Origin of the sequence: Streptomyces sp. A3M-1-3, assembly GCF_024213665.1 — a bacterium.
Taxonomy (GTDB): domain Bacteria; phylum Actinomycetota; class Actinomycetes; order Streptomycetales; family Streptomycetaceae; genus Streptomyces.
This window is the reverse complement of sequence record NZ_JANAVP010000047.1, coordinates 12946-27516: the sequence shown is the minus strand read 5'-3', so window position 1 is coordinate 27516 and position 14571 is coordinate 12946. Positions and strand designations below refer to the sequence as shown.

The window sequence follows — 14571 nt, the reverse complement described above, 5'->3', positions numbered from 1 at the left end:
ATTCACCGGGGTATGCAAGCACAACACGACCGACAACGCACTTCTGCGACCAGCACTTTCGCAACAGACCCTAGTTCCCCGCCCCCGCAACGACCGGAAGAACCGTGTCCGCACCTGACGCGATCATCACTCTTATCGTCGTCCTGCTCCTCCTGCAGGTCATCGTGCGTATCCCCGCAGCTATACGCGGTCGGCGTCGCGAGCGCTCCTTGTGGGGTGCCTTCGCCGCCTTCGCCACTGCATGGTGGCTACGCACCGACCTCGGCCGCGCGGTGATCGATCCGCTCGGCATCAACGACCTGCCCACCCTCCTCAAGCACATCCTGGCGATCATCGGAATCTGCGGACTGCTGACCTACGTCACGGACGTCTACGCCGACGAGGACGCCACCGCCCGCCACATCAAGATCACGTCGCTGGCGCACCGCATCGCCGCCCGGGCTTCCCTGGCGACCATGCTGTGCCTAGCTGGCGTGTTCTTCCTCGCCCTGGACCGGACGAAAACCGGGACAGACAGCCCGTACTTCATCGGCCGGCACATCGGCGAGCCCGGCCTAGTCCTCTACATGGGCCTGCTCTACCTGTACACCGCGGCGGCAGCAGCTGTGTGCGGTTACCAGTGGGGCAGGGCCGCACGGCATGCCCGCCGATGGCCGCTGCGAGCCGGGCTGGCAATGATGGCCGCCGGCATGGTCGTGATCATCTTGTACGCCGTCCTGCGTACCGCGTTCCTCATCCCCACTGCGGTGGTGCCCCCATCGACCGCAGCCGTGGTTCAGCAGGAGCAGATCACCGATGCCGTGCTGTACGCCGGCTTCCTCTTGTGGTTGGTCGGGGCTGTCACCCCTGCTGCCCGGGCGCTCATCGGGCGAATCCAGTGCATGCGGACCGTGGTCCGCCTGCATCCGCTGTGGCGTGACCTCGTACTCGCAGTGGACGGCATCGCCCTATACCAGCCCAGCCTGCTGCTGGGCGGCCATAGGGCCGCTGTCCTGGTGAACCTGGCCCGTGACGTCCTGTGGCACGATGCCACCCCGCAGATCCGGCTCGGCCGCTACGTCACCGAGATCCGGGATGTCACCCACGAACTGCGGCGCCGGGTGCCGGCCGACCTACTCTCACGGGCCCGCGAACTCGCCGAAGCCGAAGGACACCGGGGCACAGACGCGGCGGCCGTGGCCGAAGCGCACTGGCTCAAGTCGGCGCTGGGCGCCATCCGCCACCCCGCCGGAGCGCCAGTCAGGTTCGAGACCGCCGGCGGCGACTTCGCCTCGGAGGTCGCCTGGCTGATGCGTGTCGCCGACGTCTACCACTCGGCGCGCCCTGCCGCCGTTCCGCTCATCGGCAGCACCGTCACCGAGCAACCCGTCCCGCACACCTCCAGGATGTAACCATGAGTGCCACCTCCTCCCACCTGAGCGCCTCCGCCGCCGCCCTGTTCTTCGACACAGAGGGCGCCGTCCTCATCGTCAATCCGACATACAAGGACCACTGGAACCTGCCCGGCGGGGCAGTCGACATCGACCACGACGAGACGCCGCACGAGGCCGCCATACGAGAGGTCCGAGAGGAACTCGGTATCACGCCCCCGGTTGGCCGCCTGCTCGTGCACGCCTGGCTCGCCGTCCCCGGCCGAGGCGCCCAGGTTCTCTACGTCTACGACGGAGGGATCCTCGGCGAGAAGGATCGGGCCGCGATCGTGCTGCAGGAGACCGAGCTGAGCGAGTACCGGTTCTGCCACCCCGATGCCATGGAGCCGGGCCTGATCCCCCCACACCTGACCAAGGTCTGGCAGGCCGCCCTCACCGCCCATGCCAGCCAGACCCTGATGGAGGTCTCCATCCGCCTGTAAGACCGTGTGCCCGGCACGAGGAAGCATGGTCCTCGTGCCGGGCACGCCAATTCAGGGGCTGGTCAGTCAGACGGTCCCAGAGGAGCCGCTCCCCTGGACGTCCACTCTGGCCTTGTCGACCTCTTTGAGGATGAACTGCAGCAGCTCTGCCGAGAGCCCTTCCTGTCCGCCACCTCGCGCTGCGAGTGCGGCGACCTGGCCCCTGAGCAGCATCGTTTCCGCAATGATCCGCTGCACGTCGGCGTCGGCCGACCAGATGAGCGGAGTGGTATCCAGCGCTTCGGCCAACGCATGCAGCACCTCCTCGTCCGAGGCGCTCGTCACCACTCCGGTCCGCAGATCGCGCACCAGGTCCTCGTCGAGGATCTCCGCCCCCGTACGGCTGTTGCCCAGGGCCGCGACCTCCGCGTCCGACAGCGGGGACGGCAATTGCTCCAGCAGATAGGTGATCTTCTCCGCGAGAGTCTCGGGCAGCCCGTCGCCAGCGACTTGCGGCGTTTCCGGCTGCTCGCCAGGCTCGGGCACGTCAATACCGAAGGAGCGCTCCTGGGCGCGGAGCAGCGCATCCACGCCCACGCCGTACGCCTTGGCCAACGGTGCGTGGTACTCCTCGGCGAGGCGACGCTGACCCTTCTCCGCGGCGGCCACCGGGCCAGCCGTCCTGGTCTTCGTCAGATGCTTGGTATCCGCCTGCGAGTAGCCGGCATCGGCACGGAGGTCGGCAAGGTCGGGACGCCCCGCACGCGGGAACAAGTCGTCCAGTCCGCGCCCAAGGAGCTCGGCCAAGCGAGGCAGCTTCTCCGGATCGGGAACCGAGCGTTCCGTCTCCCAGGCGCTGACCCGAGCAGCACTGACTCGCATGCCGAGCGCCACGTCGCTCTGTTTGAGGCGGGCATCCCGGCGGGTGAGCAGCACGCGCGCGGCGTCGAACCGGCGTGCCGGCATCCAACCCGTCCTTCCTGGTCCGATGAGGTCTGCGTCAATACTGTAGCCACTTGATCGATCGACTAAACGAGGATACTTTCGTTTCATCGATCGGGGTGAGCTTCTCAGCCTACCTCCGAGCCCTCATCCTGCGCGCGCATCGAACAGGTTCGTTCCTGCACCGCTCGAGCCCCCGGAGTCCGTCATGCCTCTACAGAATCGCTGTCCTCAATGAGGGCACGAGGCGTGACATGGCCAGCTCATCATCAGCAGGGTCCGCGGCCTGATGTAGCTGCCGAGCACGCTGCGAGTAGTGGAGAGTTCTTGAACCAAGTCTGGATCTTGACGCTGGGGCGTGCGTATGTTCGTCGTCCCTCGGGCGACCCGCCCGGCACCGCGATCGTGAGGAGCGATATCCGCATCGACCCGCCCGTATAGGTCCCGATACAGCGGCGGCGCCCGAGAGGTACGAACTCCCGGACGCCGAACGCTTAAAGGCACGACCCGCCCCGGCAAGGGCGGAGATTGCCCACCATCACCACGCTGATCCCTTTCCACCGGGCGCGTCAGCGTGGCAACACTGCAAAGGGGATTGTTGCATGCCTCCTGCCCTGCGCAAAAGGCCCAACCGCCTGGCCTGCGCGGCAGCCAACTTCGCCTCGGCGCCTTCCCGCCCCGGGCCGGAGCACACCACCACGGCCTCGGCGAGCCGCCGGTCCCGCGTCGTGAGCGGGAGCGGCCGATGAGCAGCGATGCCCGCGAGTGGGTGTGGGAGCACAGCTCCAGCCGGGGAACCGCGCGCCTGGTCCTGCTGTCGATCGCCGACCGGGTTGCCGACGAGCAGTGCATCGCCTGGGCCTCCCTGACGAGCCTGGCGGAGCGCGCGAACGCCTCCCGGTCCACGGTGCGCGAGGCCCTCGACCGGTTGCTCGACGGCGGCGAGCTGGAGCAGCTCGACGACCTCACCGGCCCGCAGCGCAGCACGGTCTACCGTCTGCCCCTCGCCGCGAAGGCCGTCGCCAATGCTGCGGGGGAGCAGAAGGCTGGCGACGAAGCCGCTCCGACGGACGAGCCCGAGGTCGGCGTGACGCTTCGGCTCTCGGCCCTGCGGCGGTACGGAATCCGCCCCCGCGAGGTACCGGAAACCTCCGGCACGTACCGGAAACCGGCAGGTCCGGAATCCGGTACCTCACGGCGGAAACCGGCACAGCGCCGTACCGGAAACCGGCACAAGGATGTACCGGAAACCGGCACACAGAACCGTAGTGAACCGAAGGTGAACCGTAGGTACAGCAGTAGTGGTACCGCCGTCACCCCGGCCAGCGCGTGGCAGATCGACCCCGCCGCCCACGCCTGGGCCCGCCAGCAGGGCCACCTCGACCGTCTCGGCGAGGAGGGCCTCGCCGCCGCCGACGCGAAGTGGCGTTTGCACCGCGCCGACTTCAAGCCCCGCTCGGCGGGTGCCTGGGCTGCCGACTGGCGGTCCTGGGTCGCTCGAGAGCACGCCCCGGGCCGCGCAAACCTCTACGCCCAGCCCGGCGGCATGACCCGCGCTGAAGCCCACACCGCAGCCCTGCTCGCCGCCCTCGACGAGCCGACCGGAACGGAGTAGCCATGGACCGCCGCGAAATCGCCGCCCTGCTGGCCTACATCGGCCGACTCGACCCCCGCACCATCCGCACCGACCAAGGCGAGGCCCGCGACCAGCTCGCCCAGTGGCACGAACTACTCGGCGGCGTGCCGATGGCCACCCCGCACGGCTGGGACGCCCGCGTCGCCGCCCAGCAGCACATCCGCGTCTCGCCGTACCAGATCCTGCCTGCGGACATCGGCCGACCGTGGGCGAGCTACAAGCGCGACCGCCTGAACCGGCACACCGACCCCACCCCGTCCGTCGACCCGGACGACCAGGCGGCCTGGACAGCCGAGCTGGTCGGCACCAGGCGCGCCGTCGCCACCGGCGGCGCTCAGCCCGCGCAGTACCGGGCCATCACCAGCGGTCGGATCGACCCGGAACTGGAGGCGCGACTGCGGGAGGTCGGCTCCTGCATACCACCGGAAGCCCGAGCTGCCCTCGCGCCCTACCGGCCCGCCCGAGCGGTACGCGAGGCAGCCGTCGCCCAGGGGCAGCCCGATGCCCTCGGCGTCCGATGCGAGTGGTGCCAGGCCCCAGTCGGCGAGCCGTGCCGCCGCCGACGGATCGACCGCGACGGCTTTGCGCGCGGCAACGCCCCGCGCGCCACCCCGCACCCTGGCCGCCTCGACCTCGCCGCTGCTCGGCAGGCCCAGGAGACCGAGCAGGTCCAGCAGCCCGCGATGGCCTGACCGGCCCACCCCCGTCGGTTGCACCCCGTCCGGTGCATCACCGCCACACCACCGTCCCGCCCCGGCTGCGGCGCCCGCCCCTGCGCCGCAGCCGGCACCCGACGCCGCGTCTGTCCGCCGCCGGACCCCGACCGGCCGACGCGGCAGCACATCGGAGATCACCTTGCGCACCATCACCACCCACAACGCGCCGGCCACCGGCCTGCGCGGCATCGGCGACACCAGCTGGCACACCCGCGGTGCGTGCTACGGCATGGACCCCGAGGACGCCGACGCCGTGTTCTTCCCACTGCCCCGGGATCACGAGGCCATCGCCGAGGCGAAGGAGTTGTGCGGCTGGTGCCCGGTCCGCCGCGACTGCCTCAACTACGCCCTGGAGAACGTCCTCAAGGAGGGCGTATGGGGCGGACTGACCGAGGCCGAGCGGCGACCCTGGCACGACGGGTTGCCCCAGCGCCTCGACTACAGCCGCGTGATCGCCTTCTTCAACGGACGCGACGTGCACCTGACCGAAGCCGAACGCCAGGTCGTCATCGACCACGCCTACGTCCGGGGCTGGCGGCCCGACCGGCTCGCCGCGGCCCTGCAGATCAGCCACAAGCACGCCCGGGACCTGTTGCGGCAGGCCGCCAACAAGGTCTTCGACCGCGACCGGACCCTCGGCGTGCCGAGGCGCAAGAAGAACAAGGAGAAGCGGAAGCGGGCGGCCTCGGCAGGCAGCCGGCCCGCGACCACCAAGCCCGGCACGAAGCAGCCGACGTCCCATGCGGCGACGTCCACCTCCGCGCAGGGCCCTCTCGGAAAGGCAGCATGACCCACCCCACCGCTCTGTCCCTCGGTGCTGTCCCGGACCCGTCCCTTCTTCTCGTCCTCGGCGTCCCCGTCTCCGCCCTGGTCCTGGCCCTGACTGGCTGGGCGATCTGGCGGCAGGGAAAGCGTCCGCAGAAACGTCTCGGCAGCCTGGCAGTCAAGGCCGCAGCGGTCGCGGCCCTCGGCTGCACCGCCTACAGCGCGGATACGAGCTGGCGGTTCGCCGCCGACTACCTCGACATGGCCGGCACCGCCGAGCGCATCGGGATGTTCGCCGCCGCCGAAATGGGGCTCTTTGCGACCGCGCTCATGGCGCGGCAGAACCTGGCCACTCAGGGGGCACCGGGGCTGCCGGGCACCCTGGTCTGGGTCATCACCAGCGTGCAGGTGATCCCCGCCTACGCCGAGAGCGGCCCCGTCGGTGGCACGGTCCGCGCCTTTGTCGGCCCGGTCATGGCGGCAATGCTCTGGCACCTCGCCATGGGCATCGAACTACGCCTGCGCACCCCCGGAGCCTCCTCCCACAGCCTGATCGCCACTCTCGGACGGGAGGCGCGCGAGCGGCTGCTGTCCCGCCTCGGCATCGCCGCGCGGGACCGCGACGCCGCACAGATCACCCGTGACCGAGCCACCGCCCGCGCCGTCGCCCTCGCCGCCCGCCTCGCCGAGCGCACCCCCGAGCAACGGCAGAGCCGACGCGGCCGACAACTCACGCGGCGGCTGTCGAAGGCGATCGGCAGGGCCTCGGTCGGAACGGACCCTGCCCAGCGTGCCGAGCTGCTCGACCAGCTCGCTGCCCGCCGACACGCACTCGCCCTCGCCACGGTCCCCCTGCCCTCCCCCTGGTTCCCGCACCACGACAGCAGCACGACCGCCACGGTCCCCGCGCCGAAGGACCAGAGCACCGCGGTCCCCAGCGGCGGTCCCCACACCCGCGCCGAGTCCAGCTGGGACCGGGGACCGTACAAGGAGACGGGACCGGTCCCCAATACAGGGGACCGGGACGCGGGGACCAGGGGCCCGATGGAAGGGGCCGAAGCGGGGACCGAGGGCGCCAAGCCGGAACGGCGCTGGGGACTCGAAGACCGGGCGGGGACCGACCGCGCTGCGGTTGAATTGCCTGCTCAGGCCGCTGAAACGCACCGGGGACTGAGGGCCGCCGAGTCGGGGACCGAGCCCACCGGGGACCGGGGACCGAGCGACACCGACACGGGGACCGAGCCCACCGGGGACCGGGGACACAAGGTTCCTCACCGGCGGCAGCCGACCTCGAAGGCCAAGGGCAAGCGGGGCCGGTCCCGCAGCCCGCAGACGCAGCGTGCGCCGCGCGAGCCGGAGCAGTCCGTGGAGCACCTGGTCCAGCAGGTCCGCCCCCACGTCCCCGCCCTGCTCGCGCGGGACGGCAACGAGGCCGTCACCCGGGTCCAGCTGCGGGAGATCCTGCGGCGCGAGGGCCTCAAGGGCGGCCGGAACGACCGGCTGAGCCTCGTCCTCCAGCAACTGCGGAGCGACGACAGCACCACGAAGACAAGGAACACCGCACGATGAAGACCTGCCCCCGATTCGCGTCCCTGCGTGAGGAGTACGAGCGGGAGATCGGCTTCCTGAGTGCCCACTCCGAGCGGCATGCCGGCAGGCCGTCGGCGAAGTCCAGCGCGAAGCACGCCGAGTCGACGAAGGCCCGGATGGCGCGGGCTCTCAGCGGCCACGTCGGGCGCTGCCCCGAGTGCGGCTGACCCACGAAACAGCAGGTCATGGCGCCTATCGCCAACGGTGGCCCGGGCTCTGCGCCGGGCCACCGCACCGCTCTAGGAGGCACCTCGTGATTCCCCGTCCCACCCGCTCGTCCACGCCAACGGCCACCGAGGCGGGGGCCTGGGCGGACGTCCTGGTCCGTCGGCGGCTCCTGCACGCCGCAGTCCTCGCCCCGAACGGCCAGTGGCTCGTCCAGCACGAGCCCAACGGCCCCGTCCACATCCTCGCGGGACCGGCCGACATCGTCGAGCTGGCCGCCACCATCCAGCACCGCATCCGCTCTACGAAAGCCCGCACCCGATGACGAACCCGAACGAGAACGGCACCACCCCGGAACCTGCTCGGGACCTCAACTCGGTCTCGGGGCGAGCAAGTTGGGGCCGAAGCGTAGCTTCCGCCAAACCCGCCCCCGAGGGGGCGGGAGAGGACCTGCACCGGGGGGCGCAGGTCCATCTGGCTTCGACCGAGGGCGGATCGAAGCCAGGGCAGGAGGAGAAGCCGAACGAGCGCCGCAGCCGCCGCGAGCGCGCTGTCCGCGCCCGTCAGCGTCCGCGTCAGCCGCGCGAGAAGAAGCGCTTGCACCAGCCCAACACGCGTTTCAACGAAGAAGAATTCGCCCTGATCAAGTCCGCCGCCGCCCGGTGCAACCTGTCCGTCGCCGGGTTCCTCGCCCGTTCCGCTCTCACCGCCGCCCGCGACCTCGACCGCACAAGCGCTGAGATCGCCGACGAACGCGAAGTGATCACAGCCCTGTTCGACAGCCGCCGCAGGCTCGGCTGGGCCGGCAGCAATCTCAACCAGGCAGTCAAGGCCCTCAACTCCGGTGCCGAGACCCCCCAGCTCGAAGCGGCGGTCGCCGCCGTCCGGCGCGCCGCCGAGAGCGTCCATGAAGCCTCCGCGCGGCTGATCGAGCAGCGCGCCTCGTGATCCCCAGCGTCAACGAGTCCGGCTCCCGAACGATCGGCCTGCTCGCCTACCTCTACGGTCCGGGCAAGCACGAGGAACACACCGACCCGCACCTCGTGGCCTCCTTCGACGGCATGTCCCCCGACCCCGGCCGCGACCCGAAGGCCACCCTCAAGGACCTCCAGCAGCTCCTCGACCAGCCCGTCCAGGCTCTCCCCAAACACGCGCGTCCCGCCAAGCACGTCTGGCACACCTCCGTACGTGCGACCGCGGACGACCGGATCCTCACCGACGAGGAGTGGGGCGACATCGCCCGCCGGATCGTGGCCTCCACCGGCATCGACCCCGGAGACGGGCAGCCCGGCTGCCGCTGGGCGGCAGTACGCCACGCCGACGATCACATCCATATCGTCGCCACCCTCATTTGTGAGGACGGCGGCCGCCCCGACGACTTCCGCTCCGGCAAACGCGCCCAGGCCGAATGCCGCCTCATCGAGAAGGAACTCGGCCTGCACCAGGTCGCCCCCGGCGACGGCACTGCTGCCCAGCGCCCCACCAGCGCAGAGCGCCACAAGGCCGAACGCCAGGGCCGGGAACGCACCGCACGTGAGGAGCTGCGCGAGACCGTGCGGCGCGCGGTGGCCGGCGCCCAGAGCGAGAGCGAGTTCTTCGACCGGCTGGCCGCCGCCGGCCTCCTGATCCGCAAGCGCGTCGCCCCCTCGGGCAACCTGCTCGGCTACAAGGTCGCCCTCCCCGACGACCGCAACGCCCAGGACGAGCCGGTGTTTTACCCCGGCGCACGCCTCGCGCCGGACCTGTCCCTGCCCCGGATCCGGGAGCGCTGGTCCGGCGATGCCCGCGACCAGGACGCCCCGACGGATACTCCCGTCCGTACGGCACCGGACGGCCCGGCCGACGCCCGCCGGCGAACCGCGTCGGCAGCGTGGCAGGCGGTGCTGGTTGTCGAGCACGGCGAGGACGCGGTTGCCGCCGCGTACATAGCGGCTACCGGTGAGGTCCTTGACGCGCTCGCGAAGACCTCCGCCGCCCACACACGGCGCGAACTACGAGAAGCAGCCTTCGCGTTCGAGCGTGCCTCCCGCTCCCATGTCCGCGCTGAGCGCGGGCACGACCGGGCCCTGCGGCAGGCCGCCCGCGACCTCGTCCACGGCGGCCCCGCCCTCGGGCGGGGCGAAGACGGCGCGACGACCGCGATGGCGATCGACATGCTGTTCTTCCTCATCACCGCCGCCGCCCACTGGCACGCGAAGAAGGGCCACGCGCAGCAGGCCGCCGCCGCCCACCGCGCCGCCGAGCACCTGCGCACCGCCTACCAGACCGCCGCTGCCCAGCCCCTCCGCGCCCTCTACCAGCGCGGCCGGCGCCTGGGCCGCCCACTACAGCAGCGGCAGACGTCGGTCCTGCGTGAGGCGATGCCGGAGCTGGCGGAGCGGATCCTCACCGAGCCCGGTTGGTACGCCCTCGCCGCGACCCTTGCCGACGCCGAGGCCGCCGGCCACGACCCGGCCGCCCTCCTTGCCGACGCTGCCGGGCGACGGGAACTCGACACCGCGGAGTCCGTCAGCGACGTACTGGTGTGGAGGGTGCGCCGGGCCGCGGACCTGCCCACCGACACCAGCGACACGGTGAGCGGCAGTCACGCAGCGGAACGCTCGACACGCCGGGCGGGGCTGTCCCGTCCCGCTTCACGTTCCCTCCCGGAAACCCCGCTGACCAGGGGATAGGTAATTCACTGTGAGTGCCGTTGGCAGCAGGCATCCGAGGTTTTGTTGTCGTTGGGTGGCGTTGCGGGGTCGTCGTCCCGTTCTTCGTTGTCGGCGGGGAGCGAACGCGGCTGCGCCGACCAGCGCGGTGGTTGGTCGATGTGGAGGGCGATCAACTCAGCGGCGCTGCGGCGAATTTGCCAGCTTCGAAGTGGGCGTCGCGGCTTCCGAGCCGACTGTGGCGAAGGATGAAATGTCCAAGCTCGTGGGCGATGAGGTGTCTTGCCTGTTCACCGGTCCGGTTCGGCGGGAGGAACACGAACGGTGTGCGGGGGTGACTCGTGGAGAAGGGGACCGACATCGGCGCAGTCCGGGGACAGGGAGGAGGCCCGCAGACCTCGCACACCGGCTGGCTCACACGTTCACTGCGCTCGTGCCCAGATCCCACGGGCGTGAGACCGGAGCCTTCCCCCGTCGTAGAACCCTGATGGGCTCGTAGGGCACGCCGGGACAGGCAACGATACGTGCGTTGGCCTTCAAACAGTGATCACGCCGACAGGGTCATCGACCAGTAAACGCGCCTCTACGGCCACGGCCCGACGCCTTCTGGCCCCTGGCGGACATCCCCATCGTCCGCCGTCCCGCGAGCACGTCACCGAGCCGCAGATCGACCTGATGCGCCCGCGGCATCTGGCGCTGAATTCCTCACGCGCCCGACACCGCCTCACCGGCGCGCAGGCTCCGCAATCCGCGCCGCAGTGCCCTATCCCCAGCCGTAGTTATTGCGCTGCGCCCGGTCGCCGTCGAAGTACCGTGCCTTCTCCGCTTCGGTCGCCTGCTCGAAGAAGACCAAGTTTCCGGCCTCGAATCCCTGGCCGAAGCCATACCGTGCGCAGCAGCTCTGGATCAGGTCGGCGGGGGCCGTATCGGGGCGGAGATTGCCAGCCCTGGCGTACGCGAACCCGATGGCGATCCCCCTGGCCAAGGACAACGGGTCGTGCAGGTGCACGTCGCTGGGTGCCTGCACCCTGTGGATCTCCTCCTCGCTCCGGCGGTCGGAGTAGTCGTTCGAGCGAAACCGATATCCCTTGCGGAACCCGTACGCCGAACAGCAGGCCTTCACCTCGTCCAGGGTGTACACCTCGCAGGCCGGCACGCCCGACCTATCCCCCCGACGCTTCTGCTGCCAGTCAGCCTGGCCGTACCAGTACCCGACGATCGCGCCCCTGCACACCCCGAAGTTGCGGTGGGGGCCGTCGTGGTCGTACCAGTCGTCTGCCTTCAGCAGGTCTTCCGCGCTCGCCATGAGCAGCAAGATTACTCAGGCCGACCCTCCCACAAAACCGGCACGAAAAAGCGAACTACGCGATAGCGCCAGCAACTTCACGTCACCGGCCCGCCGCCACAGCCTCCCGCCCGTTCTCCGCCTTCACCGGCTTCCTCGCCTCGGCCGTCCCCGGCCCATCGTCCTCTTCCTGGTCGCCGCCCCGGTCTTGTCATCCTCGTCGCGCCCGCGCCGAGCAGCGGTCGAGGAGGTCCAGCACCCGCTGTAGCGCAGCGTGATCGGTTCACCTAGCATCGTCCGTCATGAGTGGGGAGGGAGCACCTGCTGTGTGGTCCGCCGATGGCCCGCGACCGTTGGGCTCCTCGGCGGATGGGAGAGGGGGTGGGCGTGGCCGGCCGCTCTTACGCACGGCGCTGGGCTGGCCCGTACCGCCGTGCCGTCTGCGGTCCGCGACGCCGCGGCCGTCGTGTGACGGGATGCGTGCCTCGGCTGTCCCGGGCATGCGATGGCGAATCCGTCGTGCCCGGCCGCGCCCACCCGCGGCCCCTGCCGCCCGAGCTGGCTCCCTGGTACGTCTACACCGAGGGGCTCGGGCACTGCATCGCCGTCGCAGTCGAGGGGATGCACCAGCCGCAGGGGGATCCGTGGGAGTACATGACCGTGGCCCCGGTCAGCATGGTGCTGCGGGTCGCATGGACCAAGCAGGACCTGATCATCGTGGCCCCCGTGCCGTATAACACCGCCATCGGCTGCGTCATCTTCGATGACGCCGAGTGCGAGTTCTGAGGCCGGGCCTGACAACCCCGGGTCTGGCTCAGCGGAATCCGGACGACGGTGGCCGCGCAGAGCCACCCTTCGTGTGTGCTCGGCGCGTACGGATCATCCATACCTCGGTGGGCACACTCCGAGGTTGCCGACACAGGACAAGCTCAGGCGATCGGCAAGTCACCCTGGGCCAGGAGCCCTGGCGGACGCGGTACGCGACAACATCCCCTGGGACGAACGGCGTACCGGACAAGTTCAACCGGGACAACGACAAGATGCCGAGGGACGGGACAGCACACCAGGCGGGACAGCAGGCACCGGGACGATCCGGGGCCCGGCGCGGACGGCCGTGACTGTGGACTTTGTGAATTGAAGCAGGTCGGGGAGTTAAGGCACGATCATGACGCGTGCAGGACGAGATGAGGGAGGACGCCAGGGTGTTTCACCGGATACGCCGCCGCCGTGCGGAGGAGCCCAGCGAGATGCAGCGCCAGCACTTCGAGATGTGGGCGCGGCTGGAGGGTCAGGTGCCGCCGGAGGTCGAACGGATGCGGGCCGCGATGCAGCCCGCCGAGCCGGCACCCCTCGTGGACGACTTCCTCCCGCCGGAGCTGCGCGTCCCGAGCCACGACCAGCTCGACGGCCGGATGATGCCCTGGACGCAGCCGATCGTCCTCGACGGCGAGATGGTCGCCTGCGCCGAGTGCGGCGCATACCGGGACTGGCTCATCCTCTCCACCCGCGATCAGGTCTGGCTGCGCTGCCGGACGGGCCACCAGCAGCACGAGACGCGTCTCGACACCGCCTGGTACAACCGGCACGCCGGCCCTGCGGACGCGCACCATGACACGTTCGAGGACTGCCTGCGGCACCTCGGCCACTGACCCCACTCCTACGACCCCACCGGCCCACGGGCCCGTACTGACCACCCGTCACCTAGCACCAAGGGGTCAGTTCCACCATGCGCGTTCGCGTCGCCACCGCCCTCTCCCTCACCGCCGTCACCGTCCTCGCCCTGCCCGCCTGCTCCACCGACACCACCGAGGCCAAGCCCTCCGCCACGTCTTCCGCCGGCGCCGGGAACCCGGCCAACGCCGACCAGCGCGACTCTCCGCTGTCATCGGCCGCGCTGGAGACGCGCCTGCTCGACGAGAGCGACCTCGGCGCCGGATACACCCGCAAGCCCGAGCGCCCCGCCCGGCACGACGACGTCACCGTCCTCGGCTGCCCCGCCCTGAACGACCTGGGCGGCGACGCGGCCACCGGAGGCCCGCTCGACTACCACCGCCAGGCGAAGGCCACCTTCACCTACACGGGCAGCAGCAACTCGGAGGTCTCCGAGGAGCTGTACAGCGACACCGCCGACAAGCTGTCCGACGGCACCGGCCGCATCTTCGATGCCATGACCGGCTGCCCGGAGTACCAAGTCCTCGTCGGCGGCACCGCGATCGACATGGCCACGCAAGAGATGACCGCGCCCCAGCTCGGTGACGAGCAGTGGAGCCAGCTCCTGACCTTCTCCACCGACAGGCGCGACACCGTGGTGAAGCAGACCGCTATCCGCGACGGCAGCGTGCTCCTGATCATCTCCGGCTCGCCAGCCCTCGTCGACCGGCACCTCGACAAGGCCCTCGCCAAGGCCACAGCAGCCCGCTGACACCGGGCCACATGACGACACTGGCACCCCCGACCAGCCGCGGTCGGGGGCGCCAGTGCGCTCGGCTCTCAGCTCGGTGCTGCTACGAGTGGAGCGGATCAGGGGCGAGAGTGACCGCTAGCCACGGCACGGCACGCTGACGGAAGCTGTGCCCCACGGGCTCCAGGCCGCGGTTCTGATCAGTGAGGCTGAACGTCGTCACCATGACCATGTCCGAGCCGTCGGCAACCGAGACGAGGTGAGTACCGCAGCGCGGACAGAAGCCACGGCGCAGGGTCGGCCAGGTCGCGTACCACGTCGGCTCCCCGCTGCGGCCGGTCCAGTTCAGCGTCTCCCGACGGAACCCGACCCACGCCATCGCCGGTGAGCCGGACAACAGAGTGCAGTGCTCACAGGAACACAGATGAGGGTTTGTCTCGGCAGAAACCGTGTCCTGTCGGCTCGTGTTGGGGCGGCCCTCTATAGATGGCGACCTGTGGGCCTGAGAAACCCTTGCCCAAGGGAGTGCGTTGGGCGACCTGCTTGCACGACGACACGGTCACCGGATCGCGCCGCAAATCTACGCCCA

The 14571-nt window shown here is 70.3% G+C and carries 17 protein-coding genes; 13 read left to right on the top strand and 4 right to left on the bottom strand.

The window, feature by feature from the left end; translation table 11 throughout:
• Positions 1-104 precede the first annotated feature (104 nt).
• Together NLX86_RS32735 and NLX86_RS32730 are read left to right on the top strand one after the other, a co-directional pair.
• On the top strand, positions 105-1391 hold the full coding sequence (locus NLX86_RS32735) for an MAB_1171c family putative transporter (protein WP_254375463.1): 1287 nt from the start codon (positions 105-107) through the stop codon (positions 1389-1391).
• Positions 1392-1393: 2 nt separating this feature from the next.
• Complete coding sequence (locus tag NLX86_RS32730) at positions 1394-1852, top strand: NUDIX hydrolase (protein ID WP_254375462.1); 459 nt, start codon at positions 1394-1396, stop codon at positions 1850-1852.
• A 66-nt stretch (positions 1853-1918) separates the two neighbouring features.
• Here NLX86_RS32730 and NLX86_RS32725 read toward each other — a convergent pair whose 3' ends face one another.
• Positions 1919-2797, bottom strand: a complete 879-nt coding sequence (locus tag NLX86_RS32725) for a helix-turn-helix transcriptional regulator (RefSeq protein WP_254375461.1) — start codon at positions 2795-2797, stop codon at positions 1919-1921.
• 721 nt (positions 2798-3518) lie between these two features.
• Between NLX86_RS32725 and NLX86_RS32720 the strand changes: the two genes are divergently transcribed.
• The 8 genes from NLX86_RS32720 (at position 3519) to NLX86_RS32685 (ending at position 10317) form a co-directional block, all read left to right on the top strand.
• Positions 3519-4388 carry a helix-turn-helix domain-containing protein gene (locus NLX86_RS32720; protein ID WP_254375460.1) on the top strand — a complete coding sequence of 290 codons (870 nt, stop codon included), beginning with the start codon at positions 3519-3521 and terminating at the stop codon, positions 4386-4388.
• 2 nt (positions 4389-4390) lie between these two features.
• Entirely contained in the window at positions 4391-5101 is a 711-nt protein-coding gene (locus NLX86_RS32715; RefSeq protein ID WP_254375459.1) for a hypothetical protein, read from the top strand.
• Positions 5102-5264: 163 nt separating this feature from the next.
• The gene (locus NLX86_RS32710) at positions 5265-5915 is read left to right on the top strand and encodes a WhiB family transcriptional regulator (protein ID WP_254375458.1); all 651 of its coding nucleotides are present in this window, start codon (positions 5265-5267) and stop codon (positions 5913-5915) included.
• Positions 5912-7459 carry a hypothetical protein gene (locus tag NLX86_RS32705; protein WP_254375457.1) on the top strand — a complete coding sequence of 516 codons (1548 nt, stop codon included), beginning with the start codon at positions 5912-5914 and terminating at the stop codon, positions 7457-7459. The genes NLX86_RS32710 and NLX86_RS32705 overlap by 4 nt, the downstream gene beginning before the upstream one ends.
• Entirely contained in the window at positions 7456-7647 is a 192-nt protein-coding gene (locus NLX86_RS32700) for a hypothetical protein (RefSeq protein WP_254375456.1), read from the top strand. Before NLX86_RS32705 ends, NLX86_RS32700 begins: the two co-directional genes overlap by 4 nt.
• Positions 7648-7733: 86 nt before the next feature.
• Positions 7734-7970: a hypothetical protein gene (locus NLX86_RS32695; protein ID WP_254375455.1), complete on the top strand. Its 237-nt coding sequence runs from the start codon at positions 7734-7736 to the stop codon at positions 7968-7970.
• Positions 7967-8593, top strand: a complete 627-nt coding sequence (locus NLX86_RS32690) for a hypothetical protein (protein WP_254375454.1) — start codon at positions 7967-7969, stop codon at positions 8591-8593. The genes NLX86_RS32695 and NLX86_RS32690 overlap by 4 nt, the downstream gene beginning before the upstream one ends.
• Entirely contained in the window at positions 8590-10317 is a 1728-nt protein-coding gene (locus NLX86_RS32685; protein ID WP_254375453.1) for a relaxase/mobilization nuclease domain-containing protein, read from the top strand. Before NLX86_RS32690 ends, NLX86_RS32685 begins: the two co-directional genes overlap by 4 nt.
• Before the next feature lie 151 nt (positions 10318-10468).
• Here the strand turns inward: NLX86_RS32685 and NLX86_RS35230 are convergent, their stop codons facing one another.
• Together NLX86_RS35230 and NLX86_RS32680 are read right to left on the bottom strand one after the other, a co-directional pair.
• Entirely contained in the window at positions 10469-10657 is a 189-nt protein-coding gene (locus NLX86_RS35230) for an ImmA/IrrE family metallo-endopeptidase (protein ID WP_374214011.1), read from the bottom strand.
• A 402-nt stretch (positions 10658-11059) separates the two neighbouring features.
• Positions 11060-11602: a hypothetical protein gene (locus tag NLX86_RS32680; protein WP_254375452.1), complete on the bottom strand. Its 543-nt coding sequence runs from the start codon at positions 11600-11602 to the stop codon at positions 11060-11062.
• Between the two features lie 498 nt (positions 11603-12100).
• Here NLX86_RS32680 and NLX86_RS32675 point away from each other — a divergent pair, with 498 nt between their 5' ends.
• The 3 genes from NLX86_RS32675 to NLX86_RS32665 all read left to right on the top strand — a co-directional run bounded on the left by NLX86_RS32675 (position 12101) and on the right by NLX86_RS32665 (position 14003).
• Positions 12101-12367, top strand: a complete 267-nt coding sequence (locus NLX86_RS32675; protein WP_254375451.1) for a hypothetical protein — start codon at positions 12101-12103, stop codon at positions 12365-12367.
• 416 nt (positions 12368-12783) lie between these two features.
• Complete coding sequence (locus NLX86_RS32670; RefSeq protein ID WP_254375464.1) at positions 12784-13230, top strand: hypothetical protein; 447 nt, start codon at positions 12784-12786, stop codon at positions 13228-13230.
• Between the two features lie 77 nt (positions 13231-13307).
• The gene (locus tag NLX86_RS32665) at positions 13308-14003 is read left to right on the top strand and encodes a hypothetical protein (RefSeq protein WP_254375450.1); all 696 of its coding nucleotides are present in this window, start codon (positions 13308-13310) and stop codon (positions 14001-14003) included.
• 82 nt (positions 14004-14085) lie between these two features.
• On the opposite strand, the gene NLX86_RS32660 is transcribed toward NLX86_RS32665, so the two are convergent.
• A complete protein-coding gene (locus tag NLX86_RS32660) occupies positions 14086-14406 on the bottom strand; it encodes a GFA family protein (protein ID WP_302062027.1) in 321 nt (106 codons plus the stop codon).
• Between the last annotated feature and the right edge of the window lie 165 nt (positions 14407-14571).

Excerpts from the sequence above, each read along its gene's own strand:
- NLX86_RS32730 (WP_254375462.1), top strand. The coding sequence starts at position 1,394 with ATGAGTGCCACCTCCTCCCACCTGAGCGCCTCCGCCGCCGCCCTGTTC.
- NLX86_RS32725 (WP_254375461.1), bottom strand. The coding sequence starts at position 2,797 with ATGCCGGCACGCCGGTTCGACGCCGCGCGCGTGCTGCTCACCCGCCGG.
- NLX86_RS32720 (WP_254375460.1), top strand. The coding sequence starts at position 3,519 with ATGAGCAGCGATGCCCGCGAGTGGGTGTGGGAGCACAGCTCCAGCCGG.
- NLX86_RS32715 (WP_254375459.1), top strand. The coding sequence starts at position 4,391 with ATGGACCGCCGCGAAATCGCCGCCCTGCTGGCCTACATCGGCCGACTC.
- NLX86_RS32705 (WP_254375457.1), top strand. The coding sequence starts at position 5,912 with ATGACCCACCCCACCGCTCTGTCCCTCGGTGCTGTCCCGGACCCGTCC.
- NLX86_RS32700 (WP_254375456.1), top strand. The coding sequence starts at position 7,456 with ATGAAGACCTGCCCCCGATTCGCGTCCCTGCGTGAGGAGTACGAGCGG.
- NLX86_RS32690 (WP_254375454.1), top strand. The coding sequence starts at position 7,967 with ATGACGAACCCGAACGAGAACGGCACCACCCCGGAACCTGCTCGGGAC.
- NLX86_RS35230 (WP_374214011.1), bottom strand. The coding sequence starts at position 10,657 with ATGTCGGTCCCCTTCTCCACGAGTCACCCCCGCACACCGTTCGTGTTC.
- NLX86_RS32680 (WP_254375452.1), bottom strand. The coding sequence starts at position 11,602 with ATGGCGAGCGCGGAAGACCTGCTGAAGGCAGACGACTGGTACGACCAC.
- NLX86_RS32665 (WP_254375450.1), top strand. The coding sequence starts at position 13,308 with ATGCGCGTTCGCGTCGCCACCGCCCTCTCCCTCACCGCCGTCACCGTC.